Here is a 23,294-nt window from a genome sequence, read left to right as displayed (position 1 = left end):
CCGCTCCATGGCCAAGATCAGCCTCACACTCATCCAGACTTTCTACCAGGTGGCGCGGCACGGTTCGTTTTCCGGTGCGGCGCGCGATCTGAACCTGAGCTACCAGTCGGCCGCCAATCATGTGCGGCGGCTGGAGCAGATCCTGCAGGGAAAGCTGATCGATTCCGAGCAGGGCGCCAAGCGAATCTCGCTCACCCCGCGCGGCCGCGCCCTCTACAGCCTGCTTCATCCCGAACTCGACATCATGCTGGAGCGGTTGACCAAGCTGATCGAGAACCAGCGCTCGTCGCTGCGCGTCGGCATGCCCCAGGCGATCTTCTTCTATCTGTTCCCGAGGGTTCTCTCGCGGTTCCGCGAAGCCTTTCCCGAAATGGAATTCGCCGTCTACGAGCGCGACACGGTGCTCGCCGAACTCGTCAAGAACGGCAGTCTCGACGTTTGCATTTCCGAGCGCTATTTCGGCGATCCGGTCGTTCCGCAGCGCCTGCTCGGCAGCTACCGGCTGAGCCTCGTCTATCCCGAGGCCTGGGGCGAGCCGCCTGCGCAACAGGACATTCCCCGCTGGGCCGAGGGCCGCCCCTTCATTACCTACGAGCCCGGCCAGACACTGCGCAACCTGGCCGTCGACTTCCTCGGCCGCGACGGGGCGATTGTCCAGCCGGCCATCTCCACCTCCGGCAGTTCCAGTGTGAAGCGCTGCGTCGAGGAAGGTCTCGGCTTCTCGATCATCCCCTCCTGGTGCGTCGGTCCGGAAGACGTGTCGATCCGCAGCACAAAGCTCACCAACCTGCCGGAAGTGCGGGTCTATTTCGGCAATGCCGGCTTCCTGCAGAAGCATCCGATGGTGCAGCAACTGTTCGAGGACTGCCGCCGCGAACTGGTTGGCCCGGTGCTCGATCCGCCGCGCAGCAGCGAACTCTCCCTGCCGCCGCTCTGACCACGACATATAAAAAAGCCGATAAGTGGCTCGGACTCTCTAGCATTGTTCCCGGTCGATTCGCGGATAGGCTGATTTCCGGCCGGTCAGCCCGCGAGCCTCAAGCACGGGCGCGGGGAGACGGACATCAAACGAGATTCCGGGGAACAATGGAGAACCAGACCATGAAATTGCTTTCAAAGATCTGTGGCGCAGCCGCAATCGCGCTGTCGCTGCTGGCTGGCACGGCGGCATCGGCCGGCACCATCGACGACATCCGCGCCCGTGGCGTGCTGCGCATTCCGGCGATCCTCAACGAGACGCCCTACTTCAACAAGGATCCCCGCACCGGCGAATGGCAGGGCTTCGTGCTCGACATGGCCAACGACATCGCCAAGACCCTGGACGTCAAGCTCGAAGTGGTGGAATCCAGCTGGGCCAACGCCATCCTCGACGTGCAGAGCGGCAAGGTGGACATGGCCTTTGCCGTGACCGCGACGCCGGTCCGTGCCATGTCGGTCTCCTTCTCCGACCCGACCTACTACAACAGCTTCGTGCTGGTCTCCGCCAAGGAGGAGATTGCCGGCAAGACCTGGACCGAGCTCAACGACCCGAAATACACCTTCGCCGTCGACCTCGGCTCCGCCCAGGACCTGATCACCCAGCAATATCTGCCCAAGGCCAATATCCTGCGCTTCAAGACCCGTGACGAAGCGATCGTCGCAGTGACCACCGGTAAGGCCGATGCGCTGGTCAACACCATGCTGAACGGCCTGGTCATTGCCAAGAAGGCACCGACCATCGGCGCCGTGAAGGTCCCGACGCCGGTTCTCTCCACGCCCTCGGTCATCGCCCTGAACTATGGCGCTGACGAGACCTTCAAGAGCTTCGTCTCTGCCTGGGCCGAATATAATCGCCGCATCGGCAACAACCAGACCTGGATCCTGAAGAGCCTCGAGACCTTCGGCATCACTCTCGACGACATGCCGGTCGGCTTCGGCTTCGGCGGCTGACGGCAAGGACACAATCTGTCGCGACCAGGAAACCCGGCGGGAAACCGCCGGGTTTTCCTGTCTTTGCGGCCGATCCGCTCGGCCACGCCAGGATTCTGATGCGACGCCTGCAGGAAACCCGTGCGCCGCGCCATAGGAAAACGAGGACGTGGCGGCGAGCCGGGGGTGTTTCGTCTCGATTAAGACCCGCCCGCCTTGGCAGCCGTTCGGTCGATACGATCGACCGTGCGAAACCGGCCGCTACATATCGCTACATATATTGAGGAAGATGGAATGGCGGACAGAGAGGGATTCGAACCCTCGGTACGCTTTCACGTACACACGCGTTCCAGGCGTGCGCCTTAAACCACTCGGCCACCTGTCCGTAGGAGCCGGCACCCTCGTCATGCGAAGCGGCCGGTCGGGCGCGATATATAACGAGGATTTCCCGGCGATCAACCGAAATCTGACGGTTTTTTGACTTGCCTGGACAAAAGCCTATCTATTGGCTGGCCTTCGCCCCGAAGGCGGTGCATGCAGGGGGCAGGTGCCGTGGTCGCGTGGGGTGGCTGCATGGGGGACTGGTTCTGTGCGTTTCATATTTCGTCTGGCGAGTTTCGGGGCCTTGTGTGTCGCGGTGATTGCCGCCACCATGGATTCGATCGCCTCGGTGTCGGCGTCGCAATTCGTCGTCACGCCGCTCCGATTGGCCTGGGTGGAAATCGCCCCCGCCTCCCTGGTCGGTTTTCGCGCTTTCGTCGAAACGAAGATCGGCACGTCGGCCTGGCGTATGTTCGATGCCTGGTTCCTGCCGCAACCCGCATTTGCGGTGCTTCTCGGTCTGGCGCTGCTCTTGTGGATGGTGGGCTACAAGAAGCCGTCGCCGGCCGGGCGTTTCGCCGCCTGATCCTTGTGCCGCCCCGTCCGCGCGGTTGGTCCGTGCCCGTTAGGAGTCCTGATGTTCCTGATCGATATGTTCAACAAGAAGATGACCATGCCCACCGCCGAGACCGCGCTTCCCGGCCGCCCGGAGCCGCTCGCGACCGCCGAGACGCATTTCGTCTCCGGGCGCCCGTTGAAGGGACCTTATCCGGAGGGTTCGAGGACGGTCTATCTCGGCATGGGCTGTTTCTGGGGCGCCGAGCGGCTGCTGTGGAAGACGCCCGGCGTGTACGTCACAGCGGTCGGCTACCAGGGCGGGTTCACGCCCAATCCCACCTACCAGGAGACCGTGACGGGGCTCACCGGTCATGCGGAGGTGGTCAAGGTCGTCTACGATCCGCAGGTGGTGCCGCTCGAGGCGCTGCTGAAAATCTTCTTCGAGGCGCATGATCCGACCCAGGGCATGCGCCAGGGCAATGACATCGGCACGACCTACCGTTCGGCCATCTATGCCGAAAGCGTCGATGACATCGACACCGCGCTCAAGGTTCGCGATGCCTTCCAGGAGGCGATGATCGCAGCGGGCCGCAAGCAGACGGTGACGACGCAGATCGCCCCGGCGGGACCATTCTATTATGCCGAGGACTATCACCAGCAATATCTGGCGAAGAACCCTGACGGGTATTGCAGCCTTCGCGGCATTGGCGTGACCTGCCCGCTGCCGGTCGCCTCATGAGCCGCCCGCTGCTCGTTCCGGCGGCAGCGAGCCCCTTGATCTGGCTGAATTTTCGGCGTCCTGTGTTGAGGCGGGCAAGCGTCGAATGTTTCTTTACCAGTTGAAAAAAATCGGGTGAATTTTTCCAAGAGCCATGCAAGGATGAAACCAGCCAGGCCCTTGGAAAAGGGGTCGGTGGTTCCGCAGACTGGCGCGTCAAAGCGCTTGCGGGAGGACCCAGCAAGATCAATAGCAACAACAGGGCTGCACAATGAAGAAAACCCTTTTGAGTCTCTTTGCCTTGGCCGCAATGTCGGCAACGGCGCTCGCCGCCGACGTCAAGCCGGCACTCGTCTACGGCACGGGCGGCAAGTTCGACAAGTCGTTCAACGAAGCAGCCTATGCCGGAGCCGAGAAGTTCAAGGCCGAGACGGGCACCGAGTATCGCGACTTCGAACCGACCGGCGACACCCAGGGCGAACAGGCGATCCGCAACTTCGCCTCGCGGGGCTATAACCCGGTCGTCGCCGTGTCCTTCGCCTGGACCTCGGCGGTCGAGAAGGTCGCGGCCGAATTCCCCGACACCCAGTTCGTCATCGTCGATTCGGTGGTCGACCTGCCGAACGTCCGTTCGGTCGTCTACAAGGAAGAGGAAGGCTCCTACCTCGTCGGCGTACTGGCCGGCATGGCGTCGAAGACCGGCAAGGTCGGCTTCGTCGGCGGCATGGACATTCCGCTGATCCGTAAGTTCGCCTGCGGCTACGAACAGGGCGCGCGCGCAGCCAATGCCGACATCGAGGTGTTCCAGAACATGACCGGCACCACCGGCGCTGCCTGGAACGACCCGGTTCGCGGCGGCGAACTCACCAAGAACCAGATCGACCAGGGCGCCGACGTGATCTATGCGGCAGCCGGCGCAACCGGCCTTGGCGTTCTGCAGACCGCGGCCGACAATGGCAAGCTGTCGATCGGCGTCGACTCGAACCAGAACCACCTGCATCCGGGTTCGGTCCTGACCTCCATGGTCAAGCGCGTCGACCTCGCCGTCTACAACGCCTATGCCGACTCCAAGGGTGACAAGTTCACCGCCGGCGTCCAGGCGCTCGGCGTCAAGGAAGACGGCGTCGCCTATGCGCTCGACGAGCACAATGCCAAGCTCGTCACCGACGATATGAAGGCAGCCGTCGAAAAGGCCAAGGCCGACATCATTGCCGGCACCATCAAGGTCCACGATTACATGTCGGACAATTCCTGCCCGAAGTGATCTGATCCGGGCGCAAGGCGGTTGCTCAATCCGCCTTGCGCCCTTTTTATGTCTGGGGGACCGGAATGAACGAAAAGAGCCAGGCGCCGGCGATCGAACTGATCGGCATCGACAAGAAGTTCGGTGCGGTGCATGCCAACAAGAACATCAATCTCACGGTCGCCAAGGGCTCGATCCACGGCATCATCGGCGAAAACGGGGCCGGCAAGTCGACGCTGATGTCGATCCTCTACGGCTTTTACCATGCCGACAGCGGCGAGATCCACATCGACGGCAAGCCGGTCGCCATCCGTGACAGCCAGTCGGCGATCGCCGCCGGTATCGGCATGGTGCATCAGCACTTCATGCTGGTCGAGAATTTCACCGTGCTGGAAAACCTGATGCTCGGCGCCGAGGGCGGCCCGCTGCTCGGCAAGGGCACGGATGCGGCGCGCGACGCCTTGAAGAAGCTCGAAGACGACTATGAACTCGAGGTCGACCCCGATGCCGTGGTCGAGGAGCTCCCCGTCGGGCTGCAGCAGCGGGTCGAGATCCTCAAAGCCATGTATCGCGGCGCCGAAATCCTGATCCTCGACGAACCGACCGGCGTGCTCACCCCCGCCGAAGCCGACCACCTGTTCAAGATCCTGCGCGTGCTGCGCGACCAGGGCAAGACGGTCATTCTCATCACCCACAAGCTGCGCGAAATCATGGCGATCACCGACACGGTGTCGGTCATGCGCCGCGGCGAGATCGTCGCCACCCGCACGACGTCCGAAACGACGGTCGAGGAACTGGCCGAACTGATGGTCGGTCGCCGCGTGCTGCTGCATGTGGACAAGGGCGATTCCAAGCCCGGCGAGGTCTTCCTTTCTGTGCGCAACCTGACGGTCAAGGATCAGCGCGGCGTCACCATGGTCGACAATGTCTCCTTCGACGTGCGTTCCGGCGAGATCCTCGGTATTGCCGGCGTCGCGGGTAACGGCCAGAGCGAACTCTTGGAGGCCATCACCGGCATCCGCAAGCCGACCTCGGGCGAAATCCTGTTCTGCGGTGAGCCGGTCACCGGCTTTGATCCGGCGCGCCTCAGGCGCATGGGACTGGCGCATATTCCGGAAGACCGCCACCATATGGGCCTGGTGCTGGCCTTCGAGGAGGCGGAAAACGCCATCCTCGGCTATCATCGTGACGATCGTTACGGCAGGGGCGCATTCCTGAAGCCCGATGCGGTGCGCAAGGCCGCCGTCGACGAGATCGAGAAATATGACATCCGTCCGCCCAATCCCAGGCTGAAGACCGCCAATTTCTCCGGCGGCAACCAGCAGAAGATCGTCGTTGCCCGCGAGATCGAGCGCGACCCGAAACTGCTCGTCGTCGGCCAGCCGACCCGCGGCGTCGACATCGGCGCCATCGAATTCATCCATCGCCGGATCGTCGAGACGCGCGACGCCGGCAAGGCCGTGCTTCTGGTGTCGGTCGAACTCGACGAGATCCGTTCGCTGTCGGACCGGGTGCTGGTGATGTTCGCCGGCAAGATCGTCGGCGAGAAGAGCCCGGAAACGGCCGAACAGACGCTCGGCCTGATGATGGCCGGCATTGCCGCATGAGGTTTTGATGAGCACCGCTTCCGTACCGCTGCCGAATTGGATCAACTACGCGCTGATCCCGCTGATCAACCTCATCCTCGCCTTCCTGGTCTCCGGTCTCGTGGTCTGGATCATCGGCGAGGATCCCTATGAAGCCCTGAAGCTGATGCTGGCCGGGGCGCTCGGACGCGGCGAGGGCATCGGCTTTACGCTGTTCTACGCCACCAACTTCATCTTCACCGGATTGTCCGTCGCCGTCGCTTATCATGCCGGCCTGTTCAACATCGGCTCCGAAGGCCAGGCCTATCTCGGCGGCCTCGGCGCAGCCCTGGTGGCGCTGTCGCTCGACCATTATGTGCCGTGGTACGTGACCATGCCGCTCGCCATCTGTGCCGCAGCCTTGTTCGGCGCGGCCGGCGCTGCCATCCCCGCCTGGCTGCAGGCCAAGCGCAACAGCCACATCGTCATCACCACGATCATGTTCAACTACATCATCTCGTCGCTGATGAACTATGTGCTGGTGCATGTGCTGATCGTGCCCGGCAAGATGGCGCCGGAAACCCGCACCTTCCTCGAAGGCGGACAACTGCCCAAGCTCGACTGGCTGATGGCCATGTTCGGCCTGAAACTCGGACCCGCGCCTCTCAACGTCTCCTTCCTGATTGCGCTCGTCATGTGCGTGCTCGTCTGGGTGCTGATTTGGCGCACCAAGCTCGGCTACGAGATGCGCACGCTCGGCATCAGCCGTTCGGTCGCCGCCTATGCCGGCATTCCCTATGTCAAGATCGTCATCATCACCATGCTGATCTCCGGCGGCCTTGCCGGCATGATGGCGCTCAATCCGGTGATGGGCGCGTCCGCCCGCCTGCAGGTCGAATTCGTCAGCGGCGCCGGCTTCGTCGGCATCGCCGTCTCGCTGATGGGCCGCAACCACCCGATCGGCATCGTGCTCGCCGCGATCCTGTTCGGCGTGCTCTACCAGGGAGGGGCGGAACTGTCCTTCGACATGCCGACCATCACCCGTGACATGATCATGGTGATCCAGGGTCTGGTGATCCTGTTTGCCGGCGCGCTCGAATACATGTTCCGGCCGACGATCGTGCGCATCTACCAGCAAATCGTCAAAGCGTGAGGTGAGCGACATGGATTACTTCGACATTCTCGTCAGCATCCTCGGCTCCACCGTCCGCCTGTCGATCCCGCTGATCTTCACCGCGCTGGCCGGCCTGTTTTCCGAACGCGCCGGCATCTTCGACATCGGCCTCGAGGGCAAGATGCTGGCGGCCGCCTTCGCCGCCGCCACCGCCGCCTACATGACCGGTTCGCCCTGGCTTGGGCTTGCATCCGGCATCGGCGTATCGCTCGCCTTCTCGCTGGTCCACGGTTTCGCCTCGATCACCAATCGCGGCAACCAGATCGTCTCCGGCGTGGCGATCAACTTCGCGGCCGCCGGCCTCACCGCCGTGCTCGGTCATGCCTGGTTCCGCCAGGGCGGCCGCACCCCGGGCCTTGCCGCCGATGCGCGCTTCTCGCCGATCACGCTTCCGGGTGTCGACCTGATCCGCGACGTGCCGATCATCGGTCCGCTCTATGCCAATGTCATCTCAGGCAACAATCTGCTCACCTATCTCGCCTTCCTCGCCGTGCCGATCTCCTGGTGGGTGCTCTATCGCACCCGTTTCGGCCTGCGCCTGCGCGCCGTCGGCGAAAATCCGGGCGCCGTCGACACCGCCGGCATTTCGGTCACCTGGCTGCGCTACCGCGCGGTTCTGGTCGCCGGCTTCCTCTGCGGCTTCTCCGGCACCTATCTGGCGATCGCCCAGTCGGCGGCCTTCATCAACAACATGTCGGCCGGCAAGGGCTATATCGCACTCGCCGCGCTGATCTTCGCCAAATGGCGCCCGGTGCCGGTCCTGCTTGCCTGCCTGCTGTTCGGCTTCCTCGATGCGCTGGCCAATTTCATGCAGGGCAAGTCGGTTCCCGGCATAGGCGAAGTGCCGGTACAGATCTTCCAGGCGCTGCCCTACATCCTCACCTGCATCCTGCTTGCCGGCCTGATCGGTTCTGCCAATCCGCCCAAGGCCGGCGGTGTCCCTTACGTGAAGGAGCGTTGATTTCCATGTCCCATGACCTGTTCGAGGCTGCGCGCGACGCGATGAAGTTCGCCCATGCGCCCTATTCGAAATTCCCGGTCGGGGCGGCCATCCGCGCCGATGACGGGCGCATCTACACCGGCGCCAACATCGAGAACCTGTCCTTCCCCCAAGGCTGGTGTGCCGAGCCGACGGCGATCGGCTGCATGATCATGGGCGGGGCGAAGAAGATCGTCGAAATGGCGGTCATCGCCGAGAAGATGGCGCTCTGCCCGCCCTGCGGCGGCTGCCGCCAGAAGATCGCCGAATTCGCCGAGGCAGGCACGAAGATCTATCTGTGCGATGAGGTCGGCGTGAAAAAGACGATGACCATGGACGAACTCCTGCCCTTCTCCTTCAAGACGGACATTCTCGGATGAGGGAGGCGATCAACTTCCTCGTCGACCGGCTCGAAGGCCTTCTGCCGCGGTACGGTATCGTGCTCGGATCGGGCCTCGGCTCGCTGGTCGACGAGATCCGCGATCCGATCCGTGTCTCCTACCATGATCTGCCGGGCTTTCCGCTGAGTGGCGTGTCCGGTCATGCCGGTGAACTGGTCGCCGGCTATCTCGACCGCGAACCGGTCATCATGCTGGCTGGCCGTATTCACTACTACGAGCACGGCGAAGCCAATGCCATGCGCGTGCCGATCGAGGTGTTGCGCGGGCTTGGCGTGCAGTCGTTGATCCTCACCAATTCCGCCGGATCGCTGCGCGAGGATCTGCCGCCGGGTTCGGTCATGCAGATCAGCGATCATATCAATTTTTCCGGCGTCAATCCGCTGATCGGCGAGGAAAGCGACAGTCGCTTCGTTGGCATGACCTCCGCCTACGACGCCGATCTCGCCGCCGCCATGCAGCGTGCCGCCGCCGAGGAAGGCATTCCGCTCTCCTCCGGCGTCTATATGTGGTTCTCCGGCCCGAGCTTCGAAACGCCGGCCGAAATCCGCATGGCCCGCATCCTCGGCGCCGATGCGGTCGGCATGTCGACCGTGCCGGAAGTCATCCTCGCCCGCTTTTTCGGGCTGCGGGTGGCCGCCGCCTCTGTTATCACCAATTTCGGCGCCGGCATGACCGGGGCCGAGCTCAGTCATGCCGAAACCAAGGACATGGCACCGATCGGGGGCAAACGGCTTGCCGCCATCCTCAAGAGAATGATCGCTGGTGGAGGGACGGAACTTGGATAGTCACGAAGCGCGGGCCATCGCCGCCCGGGCACTTGCCCTGGTCGATCTCACCAATCTGAAGGACGATTGCACACCGGCGCAGATCGATGCGCTCTGCGCCAAGGCGGTAACGCCCTATGGCCACACCGCCGCCATCTGCATCTGGCCGCGCTTCATCGCCCGCGCCCGCACCCTGCTCGGACCGGAAAGCCCGGTGCGCATCGCAACCGTGGTCAATTTCCCCTCCGGCGACCTGAAGCTCGAGGACGTGCTTGCCGAGACCCGCGAAGCGATCGCGGACGGTGCCGACGAGATCGATCTGGTCATTCCCTATCGGGCTTTCATGGCCGGAGACGAAGGGGCGGTAACGTCCATGGTCGAGGCGGTGCGCGCCGCCTGTGCCGAACCCGTCCTGTTGAAGACCATCCTCGAGACCGGAGAGATCAGGGATACCGCCCTGATCCGCCGCGCCTCGGAGCTGGCGATCGCCGCCGGTGCCGATTTCATCAAGACCTCGACCGGCAAGGTCGCCGTCAATGCGACGCTCGAGGCGGCCGACATCATGCTGCAGGCGATCCGCGACAGCCGCAAGAAGGTCGGCTTCAAGCCGGCCGGTGGCATTTCGAGTGTCGCCGACGCCGGTCTATACCTGCGCCTTTCCGATACCATCCTGGGCGAGGACTGGGTGATGCCGTCGACCTTCCGCTTCGGCGCCTCAGGCCTGCTCGACGATATTTTGACCGTGCTCGGCGGTGGCCGGTCGAGCGCCGACAACACGGGATACTGACAGATGCTGCCCCAGGAAATTATCCGCCGCAAGCGTGACGGCGCCGTCCTCACCGCTACCGAGATCACCGCTTTCGTCGAAGGGCTGAGCCAGGAAAGCATTTCCGAGGGCCAGGTCGCGGCCTTTGCCATGGCGGTGTTCTTCCGGGGCATGACGCCGGAGGAGATCGTCGCCTTGACGCTTGCCATGCGCGATTCCGGCGAGGTTCTATCCTGGGCCGGCATCGGCCAGCCGATCGCCGACAAGCATTCGACCGGTGGTGTCGGCGACAATGTCTCGCTGATGCTAGCGCCGATCGTTGCGGCCTGCGGGCTCGCCGTGCCGATGATCTCCGGTCGTGGTCTCGGCCACACCGGCGGCACGCTCGACAAGCTGCAGTCGATCCCCGGCTATGACGTGATGCCCGATGCGGCGACCTTCCGCCGGGTGGTGGACGAGGTCGGCTGCGCCATCATCGGCCAGACGGGCGATCTTGCGCCAGCCGACAAGCGCCTCTATGCCATCCGCGACGTCACCGCGACCGTCGAATCCATTCCGCTGATCACCGCCTCCATTCTGTCGAAGAAGCTCGCCGCAGGACTGGAGAGCCTGGTCCTCGACGTCAAGGTCGGCAATGGCGCCTTCATGGCCAAGGCCGAGGATGCCGAGGCGCTGGCCCGCTCGCTGGTGACTGTTGCCAATGGGGCAGGGGTGCGCACCTCGGCGCTTCTGACCGACATGAATGAACCGCTTGCCGATGCGGCGGGCAATGCCGTCGAGGTGCAGAACGCGGTCGATTTCCTCCGCGGCGCCAAGACCGGCACCAGGCTCGAGGAAGTGACGCTGGCACTCGGGGCCGAGATGTTGGTCAATGCCGGCATTGTCGCTGACCTCCAGACGGGCCTCACCCGGTGTCGTGATGTGCTCGCTTCCGGCAAGGCAGCCGAGGTGTTTGGCCGAATGGTGCATGCGCTCGGCGGTCCGGTCGATTTCATGGATAATGCGGATCGCTACCTGCAAAAGGCGGCCATCGAGATTCCGGTGCTGGCCAAGGCCGATGGTTACCTCGCCTCCGCCGACACCCGCGGCCTTGGCCTTTGCGTCGTCGCCCTTGGCGGCGGACGTCAGCGACCGACCGATGCCATCGACCACCGGGTCGGGCTGACGGGGCTCATTCCGCTCGGCACCGCCGTATCCAGGGGCGACCTGATTGCCACCGTGCATGCCAACGACCGCGACAGCGGCGAGCGTGCCGCGCAGATGGTGGCGGCAAACTATGGCATCGCCGACGACAGGCCGGAGCTCGCGCCGGTGATCGGCAAGCGCATCAACTGAGAATGAGGGGCGAGGGCAGGGGTGCCCCTTAACGCTCCAGGCGCAGGCGGTCGTCCTCGGCCGAATAGCCGCCGAGGCGCTTGAGGAAACTCATGCCGATCAAGGTGCCGGACAGCGCCTTGTCGCGCAGCACGAAGGCGTCGACGTCCTCAACCCGCACCGTGCCGATCTCGACCCGTTGCAGGCGGATATGCGCGGCGCGGGTCTCGCCGTTTGCCGTGCTGATCGGATACTTGAAGTCGAGCGAGGCGATGCTGACCCCGATGCGCCGCGCGGTCGTCTCGTTGATCGCCACCAGCGATGCCCCGGTATCGACCATGGCCTCGATGGCCTTGCCGTTGAGCCTGAACGTGCCGCGATAATGGCCCGTCGCGTCGGCTTCCAGCACCGTGGTTCCCGCCCGAGCGACCGCCACCGGCACTGCGGCGGGTGTCCCGCCGCCGGCGGAGACGGGCATCTTCAGGGCCTCGAATACCTGTGGCACCTGGGTTGCAGCGACCGCCACCACGAAAACCAGCCCGATCGCGCGCATCAGCATGGCATTTCTCCCGCCTTATCCAAGCCTTCGGGGGGTCTGATAGCCCATCCCGATTGAAAAGCCGCTAAGGCGCGAACGAAAACGCCCCGGAACGCGTGTCCCGGGGCGTGATCCGTCAATTCTGGTTAAGCCTTTATTTCGTTCCGTACATGCGGTCGCCGGCATCCCCGAGACCGGGCATGATATAGCCCTTCTCGTTGAGATGGCTATCGATCGAGGCGGTGAAGACCGGCACGTCCGGATGCGCCTCGCGGAAGTTCTTGATCCCTTCCGGTGCGGCGAGCAGGCAGAGGAAGCGGATGTTCTTCGCGCCGCGTTCTTTAAGCTTGTCGACGGCCGCGATCGAGGAATTGCCGGTGGCCAGCATCGGGTCGACGACGATGATCAGGCGTTCGTCGAGCGCGTCGGGTGCCTTGAAATAATACTCGACGGGCTGCAGCGTTTCGTGGTCGCGATAGACGCCGATATGCGAGACACGGGCGGCGGGCACCAGTTCCAGCATGCCTTCCAGAAGGCCGTTGCCGGCGCGCAGGATCGAGGCGAAGACCAGCTTCTTGCCCTCGAGCACCGGCGACTGCATGGTCGTCAGCGGCGTCTCGATCGTCTCCATGGTCAGTTCCAGGTCCCGCGTCACCTCGTAGCAGAGCAGCGTGGAGATTTCCCTGAGCAGCCGGCGGAAACTCGACGTCGAGGTCTCCTTGCGGCGCATGATGGTCAGTTTGTGCTGAACCAGCGGATGATTGATGACTGTGACGCCGTCCATGGTCGGGCCCTTCTATTCTTCTTTTGTGATAGGAAATGTTTTCCACATTCCCTCGGGAACCCGCAAGGGCGTCGTTGAAATTTGCCCGCTCATCCCCAGGCGCGGACGTTCAAAGCCGGGCGAGCAGCGCCTTCCGGGTCGGCTCGTCGACAAAGGCCGCCTCGATCGCCGTGCGCGTCATGGCGTTAATCTCTGCGTCGGTGAAGCCCATCACCGTCGACGCCGTCTCGTATTCCTGCGCCAGCGAGGTATGGAAGTACGGCGGATCGTCGGAGTTGAGCGTCACGCGCACACCGGCCTCGACAAAGCGCCGGAGCGGATGGCTGGCATAGTCGGGAAACACCTTGAGCGCGATGTTCGAGCCGGGGCAGACCTCCAGCACCGTGCCGAGATCGGCCAGCCGCCTGACCAGGTCCGCATCCTCGATCGCCCGCACGCCGTGGCCGATCCGGCTCGGCTTCACCAGGTCCAGCGCATCGGCGACGGAGAAGGCCCCGCACAATTCGCCGGCATGGATGGTGATGCCGAGGCCTGCCTCGCGCACGATGTCGAAGGCCGGGGCATAATCGGCCACCCGGTTCATCCGCTCCTCGCCGGCCATGTTGAAGCCGGTGACCAGCGGATGGTCGAACGTCGCCGCCCATTTTGCGCGGGCGAGCACGTTTTCCGGCCCCAGATGCCGTTCGCCGATGATCACCATGCGGCATTCGATGCCGGTCTTTTCCCGGGCCGACAGGATGCCCGCCGCAAGGCCGCCGACATAGTCGTCGGGCGACAGGCCGACGGCCTCGCCATGGTCGGGCGAGATGAACAGCTCGCTATAGATCGTGTTCGCGGCGGCCAGCTCGAGGAGATAGGCCTCGGCCAGCGCCGTATAGTCCTCGGCCGTGCGAAAGACGGACGCGACGAAATCATAGCAGGCTATGAAGCTGGTGAAATCGTTCCACACATAGGCGCCGTCCTTGACGAAGCCATCGGTTGCCACGCCGTATTTCTCCGCCTGCGTCATCGTCAGAGCCGGCGGTGCGGCGCCCTCCACGTGGCAGTGGAGTTCGGCCTTCTTCAGATGTGCCGTCAAAGGAAGCTCCGTCCATGCGGCCCGGCCGGAATGCCGAGATGGGCGGCAATCGTCTCGCCGATATCGGCATAGGTATTGCGGATACCGATCATGCGAGACTTGATGCCGGGGCCGAAGGCCATGATCGGCACCCGCTCGCGGGTATGGTCCGTGCCGCGCCAGGTTGGGTCGCAGCCATGGTCGGCGGTCATCAGCACCATGTCGCCGGGCTTGAGCTTGCGATGCACCTCGGGCAGCCGCCGGTCGAAGGCCTCGAGTGCGGCGGCATAGCCGGGCACGTCGCGGCGGTGGCCGTAGAGCATGTCGAAATCGACGAAATTGCTGAACACCAGGTCGCCGTCCGCCGCCTCGTCCATGACCTTCAGCGTCGCATCCATCAGCGCCATGTTGCCGTTCGCCTTGATGACGCGCGACACGCCCTGGTGGGCGAAGATATCGCCGATCTTGCCGACACCATGCACGCTGCGGCCGGCCTCGACGAGGCGGTCGAGCAAGGTCGGCTCCGGCGGCAGCACGGAATAGTCGCGGCGGTTGCCGGTGCGCTGGAAGGTGGCGGGCGTCTCGCCGATGAAAGGTCGTGCGATGACCCGGCCGATATTGAGCGGATCGATCAGCTTGCGCACGATCTGACACAGCGTCAGCAAGCGCTCGAGGCCGAAATGCGTCTCGTGGGCGGCGATCTGGAAGACTGAATCGGAGGACGTGTAGCAGATCGGCTTGCCGGTGCGGATATGCTCCTCGCCGAATCTGGCGATGACTTCCGTGCCCGAGGCGTGGCAATTGCCGAGAATGCCGGGAAGCTCCGCCTCGCGGCAGATCGTCTCGACCAGTTCCTCGGAAAAGGCGTCGCCGTCTGCAGGAAAATAGCCCCAGTCGAACATCACCGGCGTCCCGGCGATCTCCCAATGGCCCGACGGCGTATCCTTGCCGTGCGAAACCTCGTTCGCCGCGCCGTGCAGGCCGAACACCCGTTCCGGCACAGGCATGCCGGCCGGCGCACGTCCGCTCGACAGTTTGGCAATGGCCACCAGTCCGAGGGCCGACATGTTGGGAAGCGCAAGCGGACCGGACCTCAACCCCTTGCGATCGCCTGCACCCGCCGCGCAGAACTCGGCGATATGACCGAGCGTGTCGGAGCCGTCGTCGCCATAGGCGGGCGCATCGGGCGCACCGCCGATGCCGAAGGAATCAAGAACGAAAAGAAATGCTCGTGCCATGGTCCACCTGCGCCGCGGGACACGGCCCTCATGGCTGTCGTCGTCCGGGCGGTCGAAGCGGCATGTTTAGCGCCAAGCGGCCGGCTTGGCAAACCCGGGGGCGGACGTGAAATGGACTCTAGCGCCGTCACGGCCCTTAAGGAGAGCCGCCCTGTCAGCAGTCGCTACAGGTGATGTCGGTATTGACGCGCTGCCGGAAGTAGAATTCTCTGGTGATCGTCAGTTCCCTGATCGTCGATCCGGAGAGCGCCGGAAGATACATCAGCAATTCGTGGGAAACGGTGAGTTCGGTGCGGATCAGGAAGATGTCGGCTTCGAGCATGTCGGCGGGCACCGGCACCGTCGCGCCGACCGCATAGGGTGCGGAGCCGGAATTCGACCACGACCACGCCACCGACGCAGCCTTTGCGCTGTCGACTTTGACCCCTGTAATATTCAGCGCCAGTTTGTACGGGTCATACGGCGCGAAGATCGCGCTCACGACATCGATCATGTCATCGAGGTCGTCCTTGACGACCTTGTCCGTCCGCGACACGAGGTCCGCGACGGTGCTGGCCGACACTGTTGCCCGTTTCGACGTGTTGAAGGCGAGTGTCAGCTCGAAAGCCGCCAGATACAGCACCAGCAGCAGCGGGGCGATCAGGGCGAATTCGACGCCACCGATACCGCTTCGGTCGTCGCGCATGCGGCGTAGCGCCGATGTCAGCCGGGAAAGGTAGCCTTTCCGGCTCCGGTCGGCGTCGCGGCCCGGGGTCTGGCTCGGTGCGCTCACGGATAATCCTCGTTCTGGATGGCCGTCGTCGCCGAGATCAGGAAGTCGGTGGGCATCGAGCCGTCGGCCGGACGGATCGTGGTGATATAGGGCCGGACGAGGTCGGTCATCACCTGCCAGCGGTAGAGGGCCCGGACCATGTTGATGGACTTGGGACCGCCGGGGGCAAAATCGAAGCTCGACGGGTCAATGTCGGAGTAATCGGCGGTCGATATGCGCGGTATTTCGCCGGGTATGTCGCCGAAGGTCGGGAAGGTACGGACGTCGAGGTAAAGTTTCGAAGGCGTGGCGATTTCTGTTTCGGAGCAGGTGATGAGGATCGAGATCTCGTTGCAGAAAGCCTGGCGGAACTCCCCCTCGGTCATGTCCGTCGTCCGGTCGAGATCGTAGGTGATCCGGCCGGTGCGCAGCTCGCGCGCCATGTTGTTCACGGCCAAATGGACCATCTGCTCCGCATAGAAGGCCACGAAGGTCTCGATGATTGCGAAGATGATGAGGAAATAGGGAATGGCCAGAATGGCGAACTCGATGGCCGCAGCCCCGTCGCGGGATCGGCGCAGGCGTCGCCACAGGCGGCGTATCGGCCGGCCGGTCTTGGCGCGCCCGTCCTGGTGCTGCCTGTCGGGATGCTTGAAGTCTGCGCTCATCGCTCGTATCCGCGGTCCGGGATCAGTCTCGACGTTAGGAGCGAAGTGTTGATTTTCCGTTGTCGCGATCTTTACAATTCGATGCGTGCCGCAAGCGGCCTTTCACGGGGTTTGCCGGTCGGGGCCTTGAATCACTTCGTGGCGGCGGTGGCGCCGGTGGTGACATGCTCTTCGCAATTGGGCGAGCAGGACAGAACGGTGCGCGTGGTGGCCTTGAACACCCGCACGGTATTGCCCTCGTCGATGGACACCAGAATGCGCTCGTCGACGATGGCATTGCCGTCGGCGTCGAGAAGTACGAGGTTGGTGGTGCCGAAGGCGCGGCCGGTGAGAACGATGGTCTGGGCGTCGGCAACGGTTGCATCGGCGACATCGGAATTGCCGACGATCACCTTGCTCACCGGGCGATCGAGCTTCAGCACGCGCGCGCTGTTCATATAGACGCGCAGGACCGTGTCGTCCTCGGCCCGGACAGGTCCGGCGGCAAGGGCTCCGCTCAGCGCAAGGGCGCCGGCAAGCGAGAAGAGAACGCTGCGAGACAACATACGTGCCAGCCTTTGAAACCGCCTGTGATCGTGACTGGTCTGAGAGCATGGTCGGGAATGGTGAATGAACCGTTAAGTCGCCCGAGGAAACGATCGCGACTGCTTGATCGCGCACGATATCGGACTTCAAGCCCTTCCGGAACGAGTTGCCGCTCGTTCCGCCTTGCAAAGGACAGAGGCAGGATGCCGGTGGTCTGCGTGCGATCCGCAAGCCAGGCGTATCGGAATGGCGCATGGTTCGCCCGTTAACGGGCATACGCCTGGGCACTAAGGTCGCCAGTTGCCCCACCGGGCGGTCGCAGCCTGTCCGAGTGCTAAGTCAACATATTGATAATTAATCACTATTTACGAAGCCGTAGTGAGGTCTCGGCGATCGACTAAAATGCAGTCTGGCCTGTTCGACATTCGTTTACCACGCCCGATGCAATCCTCTCTTCAGGTCTCGGTAACTGTCTTTGTTAAGCCGATGGCAATGGCCGCTGTGTAGTTTGCAGCCATCCGAGCAACGGCGAACAGTTGCCGGGAGTGCTGAACAACCTTCGTGGAGTAGGAGAGTCACATGACCAAGATTTTTGCACGTTTTTTCAAGGATGAATCCGGCGCAACCGCGATCGAGTACGGCCTCATCGCCGCCCTGATCTCCGTCGCCCTCATCACCGGCGCCTCGACGCTCGGCAACTCGCTGAACAATCAGTTCAAGGACCTGGCCGACAAGCTGGACAACAACTGATACATCCCTTGCCGGTCATATCGGCATAGGCGATCCAAAGACCGCTCTCGTCCAGAGGGCGGTCTCTTTCGTTGAGCGAGACGGATCGCTCCGCGATTTGCATTTCCTTAAGCCGAGCCCGTTAGGGTCAAAGGGTCTAAGTCGGAAGCGTGCCATGCTTGAAGCTGCGATCTTCGTGATATTCCCGATATGCCTCGTCCTGGCGGCTCTGACCGACCTGTTCGAGATGACGATCCCCAACCGGATCCCGGCGATCCTACTGGCCTCATTCTTTGTAGTGGCCCCCTTCGTCGGCTTGACCTGGGCGGGTTTCGGCATGCATCTGGTGGCGGGCCTGATCGTCTTTTCGGTCGGCTTCACGCTCTTTGCCTTCAACGTGATGGGCGGTGGCGATGCCAAACTCCTGACCGCTGCGGCCGTCTGGTACGGTTTCACGCCGGAGCTCATGTCCTTCCTCATTCATGTCGCCTATCTGGGCGGGGCGCTGACCATCGTCATCCTGCTCCTGCGCTCGCGCCTGAATACCGTGATCGCCATGGGTCTGCCCATTCCCCAGTCCCTGCTCGGCGCCAAGAAGGTGCCTTATGCCATCGCCATCGGCTTTGCCGGCCTGATGACCTATCCCCAGTCGCCCCTCGTCCTCGCCGCGCTCGACAACATCCGGTAACACGCGACGATGAGGTGACCGAAAGCGATCGTTAACCAAGATCGTAAGCGGCTTGTTAACCATAATTACACCAATTGCTGATCATTCTGCGAGGCACAGACCTTTGCGTCCCTCAAGGAACGATCATGAAACCCGCGCGTATCATCATTCTCGCAGTGGCTATCGTCGCCGCCGGCATGGCCGGGCTGCTGGCCATGCGGCTCAGCGGCACCCGCTCCGTCGTGATGGAGCAGGCCGAGTCGGTGGTGAAGAAGGAACCGACGGTCAACGTCCTGGTGTCTGCCGCTAACCTCCCCGTCGGATCGCGGCTCGATGAAAAGTCGATGCGCTGGATGGCCTGGCCCGAAGGCAGCGTGATCGAAGGGTTCATCACGGAAAATGCCCGCCCCCAGGCGATGACCGAGCTGACCGGGGTCGTCGTGCGACTGCCGATGTTCGAGGGCGAGCCGGTGCGGCGCGAGAAGATCGCCGATTCCTCGGGTCGCGTCATGTCGTCGCTCCTGCCGTCCGGCAAGCGTGCGGTCGCCAGCGAAATCTCGGTTGCAACCGGCGCCGGCGGCTTCATCCTGCCGAACGACCGCGTCGATGTGATCATGGTGCGCCGGGGCAGCGAAGATTCCTATCTGACCGAGACGGTGCTTTCAAACGTGCGCGTGCTGGCGATCGACCAGCAGATCGAGGAAACGCCGGACGGCGGCAAGTCGGTGGTCGGCACGACTGCGACGCTCGAGCTGACGCCGGACCAGGCAAAGGTCTTCACCGTCGCCCAGCAGATGGCCGAGCGCCTGTCGCTCGCCCTGCGCTCGGTCGCCGACGCCCAGGAAGAAGATACGTCCGCGGCCGACTATCTGCTGAGCGGCGGATCGGGCCGTCCATCGATCCAGGTCATCAAGTCGGGCGAGGTGGTCAAGTCGACCGCCGACGCCAAGTCGGAATGAGGGGGGATGTCATGACCAGTTCGAAACGGAAGATCCGCCCGTCGCTTTCCACAGGCCTGGCCCTCTGCCTGGCCTTCTCCGGCATGCCGGGCGACTATGCCCCGAGCTTCCTCTCCGTCCCGGCCGCCGAAGCGGCAAGCCAGAGCGTGCTGCGCATTGCCGAGGCCGGTCCCGGTGCCCGCCGCACCGTCAAGCTGGGCCTCAACAAGGCGCTGGTCGTCGATCTGCCGCAGGATGCGCATGACATTCTCGTCGCCGACCCGGAAATGGCCGATGCCGTCACACGCACCTCGCGCCGCATCTACCTGTTCGGCAAGGCGGTCGGCCAGACCAATATCTTCATCTTCGGCGAGAACGGCGAGGAGATCGTCAGCCTCGACATCGAGATCGAGCGCGACATTGCCGGACTGGAGACCAATCTCCGCCGCTTCATTCCCGAATCCGATATCACCGTCGAGATCGTCTCCGACAACATCGTGCTGACCGGCACGGTCCGCACGCCGCAGGACGCGGCCCGCGCCGAAAGCCTGGCCACGGCCTTCCTGAAAGGCGGCGAAGCGACCACGCGCAACGAAACGGCGTCCGGTGGCGACAATGGCGGCGACGTCGCGATCTTCGCCGAAGAGCGTCAGGTCTCCTCGATCGTCAACCTGTTGACCATCGAAGGCGAGGACCAGGTCACGCTCAAGGTCACCGTCGCCGAAGTGAGCCGCCAGGTGTTGAAGCAGCTCGGCTTCAACGGCAGCGTCTCCGACGGCTCGAGCGGCATCACCTTCCAGAACCCCTCCAATCTGGGCAATTCCGTCGGCGTGACCAATGCGCTTGGCGGTGTCCTGCCCACCGCGGTCGGCTCGATCGCGGGCTATACGGTCAGCAGCTACATCAACGCCATGGAGCAGGCCGGTGTCATGCGCACGCTCGCCGAACCGAGCCTGACGGCGATCTCCGGCGAACAGGCGAAGTTCTACGTCGGCGGCGAGTTCCGCATGGCCGCCGAGCAGGAAATCAATTTTGACGAGGACACGGGCAGTCCGACCGTGACCCGCACGACCGAAACCGTCGACTACGGCATCGAGCTGAACTTCCGGCCCGTCGTGCTGGCGCCGGGCCGCATCAGCCTGAAGATCGAGACAAATGTCTCGGAGCCGACCTGGGAAGGTTCGGTCGTCACCGGCAACACGTCGCGCGGTATCCCCGGCTCGACCTATATGTCGATCCGCAAGCGCGAGGCCTCGACCTCCGTCGAACTGCCCTCGGGCGGCTCGATCGTCATCGCCGGTCTCGTCCAGGACAATATCCGTCAGGCCATGTCGGGTGTTCCCGGCCTCGCCAAGGTGCCGATCCTCGGCACGCTGTTCCGCAGCAAGGACTTCCAGCGCAACGAGACCGAACTGGTGATCATCGCCACGCCCTATCTGGTCCGGCCGGTGGCACGCAACCAGTTGCAGCGGCCCGACGACAACTTCAATCCCGAAAACGATGCGGCGACCTTCTTCCTCAACAAGGTCAACAAGGTCTACGGCCGGCGCGAAGCGGATGCCACGGGTCGCTACCACGGCGCCGTCGGTTTCATCTACAAGTGAAGAGGGAGGCGAGGATGAACAAGCACCAGACCCTTCCCGGCAACAGCGAAAGCCGCAACACCATGCCTCTCAAGAGATCCACTTTCGCCGCGCCGCGCTTCACCCGCACCGCGCTCGCCGCGACCATTCTCGGTGCTGCCGCCATCCTGTCGGGATGCGGCACCAATCCCGACAGGATGAACACCGGTTCCATTCCCGACGATTACCGGACGCGTCACCCGATCACGCTGACGGAAGTCGAGCACACGCTGGACATCCCGATCGCTTCGGGCGATCGCGAACTGACGATCGGTATGTCCGACGCGGTCGGCGGCTTTGCCGCCGATTATCTCGCGAGCTCGTCCGGTACGATCCAGATCCTGTTGCCGCAGGGCTCGCCGAATGCCGGTGCGGCATCGCTGATGCGCCGTCAGATCCGCCAGGCGCTGATCGGTCGCGGCGTGCCGGCGCCGCGCATCATCGAGACCAGCTATCAGGCAGGCGCAAGCGGCGATGCCGCACCGGTCCGGCTGAGCTATGTGGCGATCACCGCGGTGACCAACCAGTGCGGCCAGTGGCCGGAGGACTTGCAGGCCAACACCTTCTCCAACAGGAACTGGCAGAATTTCGGCTGCGCCACCCAGGCCAATCTGGCGGCCCAGATCGCCAATCCGATGGATCTCGTCACCCCGCGCGCCCAGGCACCGATCGATGCCACGCGGCGCTCGACCGTGATCGGGCTCTATCGCCAGGGCAAGGACACCTCTTCGAACTAGGACGGCGCGAGCCACCCGAAGGCAGGATGAAAGCATGAGTGCGATCGACTACGAATTCGATACGAGGCCCGTAGACGACATTCTGCCCGAGGGCAGGGTGGGAACCGGCGATCTCGAAAGCCTGCGGCCCCTGCCGCGCATTTCCGTTCACGCCTTCTGCGTCTCGCAGGGCGTGCAGCGGGTGATGGAGCAATGCGCCCAGGATCGGCGCATGGCCAAGGTCAGCATGCGGATCACCAACGGCAACATTGCCGCCGCCGCCTCCATGTTCTCGTCGACGCCGACGCCCAATCTGATCATCCTCGAAACCGACGCCACACCGCAGACCCTGCTGCAGGAACTGGCGCCGCTGGCCGAGGTCTGCGATCCGAGCTCGCGCGTCATCATCATCGGCCGGCACAACGACATCGCCCTTTATCGCGAACTGGTCCGCAACGGCATTTCCGAATACATCGTCTCCCCGGTCAGCATGGCCGAGGTCATGGCCGCCGTTTCGGCGATCTTCGTCGATCCCGAAGCCGAGCCGCTCGGCCGCACCATCGCCTTCATCGGCGCCAAGGGCGGCGTCGGCTCCTCGACCATCGCCCACAACTGCGCCTTCGGCATTTCCAGCCTGTTTGCCACCGAAACCATCCTCGCCGATCTCGATCTCGCCTATGGCACGGCCAATATCGATTTCGACCAGGATCCGGCCCAGGGCATCGCCGAGGCGGTGTTTTCGCCCGAGAGGCTTGACGAGGTCTTCCTCGACCGCCTGCTGACGACCTGCTCGCAGCATCTGTCGCTGCTGGCCGCCCCGTCGCTGCTCGATCGCTCCTATGATTTCGATCGCGGCGCATTCCAGCCGCTGCTCGAGCTCTTGCAGCGCTCCGCGCCGATCACCGTGCTCGACGTTCCGCATGCCTGGTCCGACTGGACCCGCGCAGTGCTTGCCGAGGCAGACGAGGTGGTCCTCACCTGCGCGCCCGATCTTGCCAACCTGCGCAACGCCAAGAACATGCTCGACGCCCTGAAGAAGCTCAGGCCCAACGACAAGGCGCCGCATCTCCTGCTCAACCAGGTCGGCATGCCGAAGCGGCCGGAAATCGCGCCCCAGGACTTCTTCGAGCCGCTGGAAATCGAGCCGATCGCCATCATTCCCTTCGATGCCGCGCTGTTCGGCAATGCGGCCAATAGCGGCCGGATGATCTCGGAGATCGACGCCAAGTCGCCGACGGCCGAGACCTTTGCCCAGATCGCCCATCTGGTGACCGGACGGGCGACGGTGAAGAAGCCGAAGCGGGGCGGGCTCGACAAGGTGCTCGGATTGCTCGGCCGGAAATAGTGTCT

At 63.6% G+C, this 23,294-nt stretch carries 25 protein-coding genes and 1 tRNA gene; 18 read left to right on the top strand and 8 right to left on the bottom strand.

The annotated features are described in order from the left end of the window. Positions 1–7: 7 nt before the first annotated feature. Both DYZ14_RS01255 and DYZ14_RS01250 read left to right on the top strand, forming a co-directional pair. Positions 8–937, top strand: coding sequence for a LysR family transcriptional regulator (locus DYZ14_RS01255; RefSeq protein ID WP_154718981.1), 930 nt, complete (start codon positions 8–10; stop codon positions 935–937). A 164-nt stretch (positions 938–1,101) separates the two neighbouring features. Further along, positions 1,102–1,929: a transporter substrate-binding domain-containing protein gene (locus DYZ14_RS01250; RefSeq protein WP_154718980.1), complete on the top strand. Its 828-nt coding sequence runs from the start codon at positions 1,102–1,104 to the stop codon at positions 1,927–1,929. 274 nt (positions 1,930–2,203) lie between these two features. On the opposite strand, the gene DYZ14_RS01245 is transcribed toward DYZ14_RS01250, so the two are convergent. Then, positions 2,204–2,293, bottom strand: a tRNA-Ser gene (locus DYZ14_RS01245). A gap of 204 nt (positions 2,294–2,497) precedes the next feature. On the opposite strand from DYZ14_RS01245, the gene DYZ14_RS01240 reads away from it, so the two are divergent. From DYZ14_RS01240 to deoA, 10 genes are all read left to right on the top strand, one after another. Further along, positions 2,498–2,815 carry a hypothetical protein gene (locus DYZ14_RS01240; protein ID WP_154718979.1) on the top strand — a complete coding sequence of 106 codons (318 nt, stop codon included), beginning with the start codon at positions 2,498–2,500 and terminating at the stop codon, positions 2,813–2,815. A 51-nt stretch (positions 2,816–2,866) separates the two neighbouring features. Beyond that, positions 2,867–3,526, top strand: coding sequence for a peptide-methionine (S)-S-oxide reductase MsrA (msrA, locus tag DYZ14_RS01235; protein WP_154718978.1), 660 nt, complete (start codon positions 2,867–2,869; stop codon positions 3,524–3,526). A gap of 250 nt (positions 3,527–3,776) precedes the next feature. Beyond that, complete coding sequence (locus tag DYZ14_RS01230) at positions 3,777–4,769, top strand: BMP family lipoprotein (RefSeq protein WP_154718977.1); 993 nt, start codon at positions 3,777–3,779, stop codon at positions 4,767–4,769. Positions 4,770–4,834: 65 nt separating this feature from the next. Beyond that, positions 4,835–6,355 carry an ABC transporter ATP-binding protein gene (locus DYZ14_RS01225; protein ID WP_154718976.1) on the top strand — a complete coding sequence of 507 codons (1,521 nt, stop codon included), beginning with the start codon at positions 4,835–4,837 and terminating at the stop codon, positions 6,353–6,355. A gap of 7 nt (positions 6,356–6,362) precedes the next feature. Next, a complete protein-coding gene (locus tag DYZ14_RS01220) occupies positions 6,363–7,466 on the top strand; it encodes an ABC transporter permease (RefSeq protein ID WP_154718975.1) in 1,104 nt (367 codons plus the stop codon). 10 nt (positions 7,467–7,476) lie between these two features. After that, complete coding sequence (locus DYZ14_RS01215; RefSeq protein ID WP_154718974.1) at positions 7,477–8,448, top strand: ABC transporter permease; 972 nt, start codon at positions 7,477–7,479, stop codon at positions 8,446–8,448. Between the two features lie 5 nt (positions 8,449–8,453). After that, positions 8,454–8,846, top strand: coding sequence for a cytidine deaminase (locus DYZ14_RS01210; RefSeq protein WP_115668803.1), 393 nt, complete (start codon positions 8,454–8,456; stop codon positions 8,844–8,846). Then, positions 8,843–9,652, top strand: a complete 810-nt coding sequence (locus tag DYZ14_RS01205) for a purine-nucleoside phosphorylase (RefSeq protein ID WP_154718973.1) — start codon at positions 8,843–8,845, stop codon at positions 9,650–9,652. The genes DYZ14_RS01210 and DYZ14_RS01205 overlap by 4 nt, the downstream gene beginning before the upstream one ends. Beyond that, on the top strand, positions 9,645–10,418 hold the full coding sequence (deoC, locus tag DYZ14_RS01200; RefSeq protein WP_154718972.1) for a deoxyribose-phosphate aldolase: 774 nt from the start codon (positions 9,645–9,647) through the stop codon (positions 10,416–10,418). Before DYZ14_RS01205 ends, deoC begins: the two co-directional genes overlap by 8 nt. Before the next feature lie 3 nt (positions 10,419–10,421). After that, on the top strand, positions 10,422–11,732 hold the full coding sequence (gene deoA, locus DYZ14_RS01195; protein WP_154718971.1) for a thymidine phosphorylase: 1,311 nt from the start codon (positions 10,422–10,424) through the stop codon (positions 11,730–11,732). Between the two features lie 28 nt (positions 11,733–11,760). Here the strand turns inward: deoA and DYZ14_RS01190 are convergent, their stop codons facing one another. From DYZ14_RS01190 to DYZ14_RS01160, 7 genes are all read right to left on the bottom strand, one after another. After that, on the bottom strand, positions 11,761–12,270 hold the full coding sequence (locus DYZ14_RS01190; RefSeq protein ID WP_154718970.1) for a TIGR02281 family clan AA aspartic protease: 510 nt from the start codon (positions 12,268–12,270) through the stop codon (positions 11,761–11,763). 133 nt (positions 12,271–12,403) lie between these two features. Beyond that, positions 12,404–13,033, bottom strand: a complete 630-nt coding sequence (gene upp / locus DYZ14_RS01185; RefSeq protein ID WP_115669046.1) for a uracil phosphoribosyltransferase — start codon at positions 13,031–13,033, stop codon at positions 12,404–12,406. A gap of 109 nt (positions 13,034–13,142) precedes the next feature. Continuing rightward, positions 13,143–14,111 (bottom strand): adenosine deaminase, encoded by a 969-nt coding sequence (locus DYZ14_RS01180; RefSeq protein WP_154718969.1) that lies wholly within the window; start codon positions 14,109–14,111, stop codon positions 13,143–13,145. Then, positions 14,108–15,328, bottom strand: a complete 1,221-nt coding sequence (locus DYZ14_RS01175; RefSeq protein ID WP_154718968.1) for a phosphopentomutase — start codon at positions 15,326–15,328, stop codon at positions 14,108–14,110. Before DYZ14_RS01175 ends, DYZ14_RS01180 begins: the two co-directional genes overlap by 4 nt. A 154-nt stretch (positions 15,329–15,482) precedes the next feature. Continuing rightward, positions 15,483–16,100 carry a TadE/TadG family type IV pilus assembly protein gene (locus DYZ14_RS01170; protein WP_232365397.1) on the bottom strand — a complete coding sequence of 206 codons (618 nt, stop codon included), beginning with the start codon at positions 16,098–16,100 and terminating at the stop codon, positions 15,483–15,485. Beyond that, the gene (locus DYZ14_RS01165) at positions 16,097–16,747 is read right to left on the bottom strand and encodes a TadE/TadG family type IV pilus assembly protein (protein ID WP_154718967.1); all 651 of its coding nucleotides are present in this window, start codon (positions 16,745–16,747) and stop codon (positions 16,097–16,099) included. Before DYZ14_RS01165 ends, DYZ14_RS01170 begins: the two co-directional genes overlap by 4 nt. Positions 16,748–16,878: 131 nt before the next feature. Further along, a complete protein-coding gene (locus tag DYZ14_RS01160) occupies positions 16,879–17,292 on the bottom strand; it encodes a pilus assembly protein N-terminal domain-containing protein (protein ID WP_154718966.1) in 414 nt (137 codons plus the stop codon). A gap of 559 nt (positions 17,293–17,851) precedes the next feature. Between DYZ14_RS01160 and DYZ14_RS01155 the strand changes: the two genes are divergently transcribed. From DYZ14_RS01155 to DYZ14_RS01130, 6 genes are all read left to right on the top strand, one after another. Further along, on the top strand, positions 17,852–18,022 hold the full coding sequence (locus DYZ14_RS01155) for a Flp family type IVb pilin (RefSeq protein ID WP_115668794.1): 171 nt from the start codon (positions 17,852–17,854) through the stop codon (positions 18,020–18,022). A gap of 154 nt (positions 18,023–18,176) precedes the next feature. After that, on the top strand, positions 18,177–18,689 hold the full coding sequence (locus tag DYZ14_RS01150) for an A24 family peptidase (protein ID WP_154718965.1): 513 nt from the start codon (positions 18,177–18,179) through the stop codon (positions 18,687–18,689). Positions 18,690–18,814: 125 nt separating this feature from the next. Then, entirely contained in the window at positions 18,815–19,627 is an 813-nt protein-coding gene (cpaB, locus tag DYZ14_RS01145) for a Flp pilus assembly protein CpaB (protein WP_154718964.1), read from the top strand. An 11-nt stretch (positions 19,628–19,638) separates the two neighbouring features. Further along, positions 19,639–21,210: a type II and III secretion system protein family protein gene (locus DYZ14_RS01140; protein ID WP_195949775.1), complete on the top strand. Its 1,572-nt coding sequence runs from the start codon at positions 19,639–19,641 to the stop codon at positions 21,208–21,210. 62 nt (positions 21,211–21,272) lie between these two features. Further along, positions 21,273–21,965: a CpaD family pilus assembly protein gene (locus tag DYZ14_RS01135; protein ID WP_154719391.1), complete on the top strand. Its 693-nt coding sequence runs from the start codon at positions 21,273–21,275 to the stop codon at positions 21,963–21,965. Positions 21,966–21,999: 34 nt separating this feature from the next. Beyond that, on the top strand, positions 22,000–23,289 hold the full coding sequence (locus tag DYZ14_RS01130) for an AAA family ATPase (RefSeq protein ID WP_115668790.1): 1,290 nt from the start codon (positions 22,000–22,002) through the stop codon (positions 23,287–23,289). Positions 23,290–23,294 lie beyond the last annotated feature (5 nt).

Source organism: Ciceribacter sp. T2.26MG-112.2 (genome assembly GCF_900492205.1).
In the GTDB taxonomy this organism is placed as follows: Bacteria; Pseudomonadota; Alphaproteobacteria; order Rhizobiales; family Rhizobiaceae; genus Allorhizobium; species Allorhizobium naphthalenivorans_A.
This window is presented reverse-complemented; position numbering and strand designations above follow the sequence as displayed.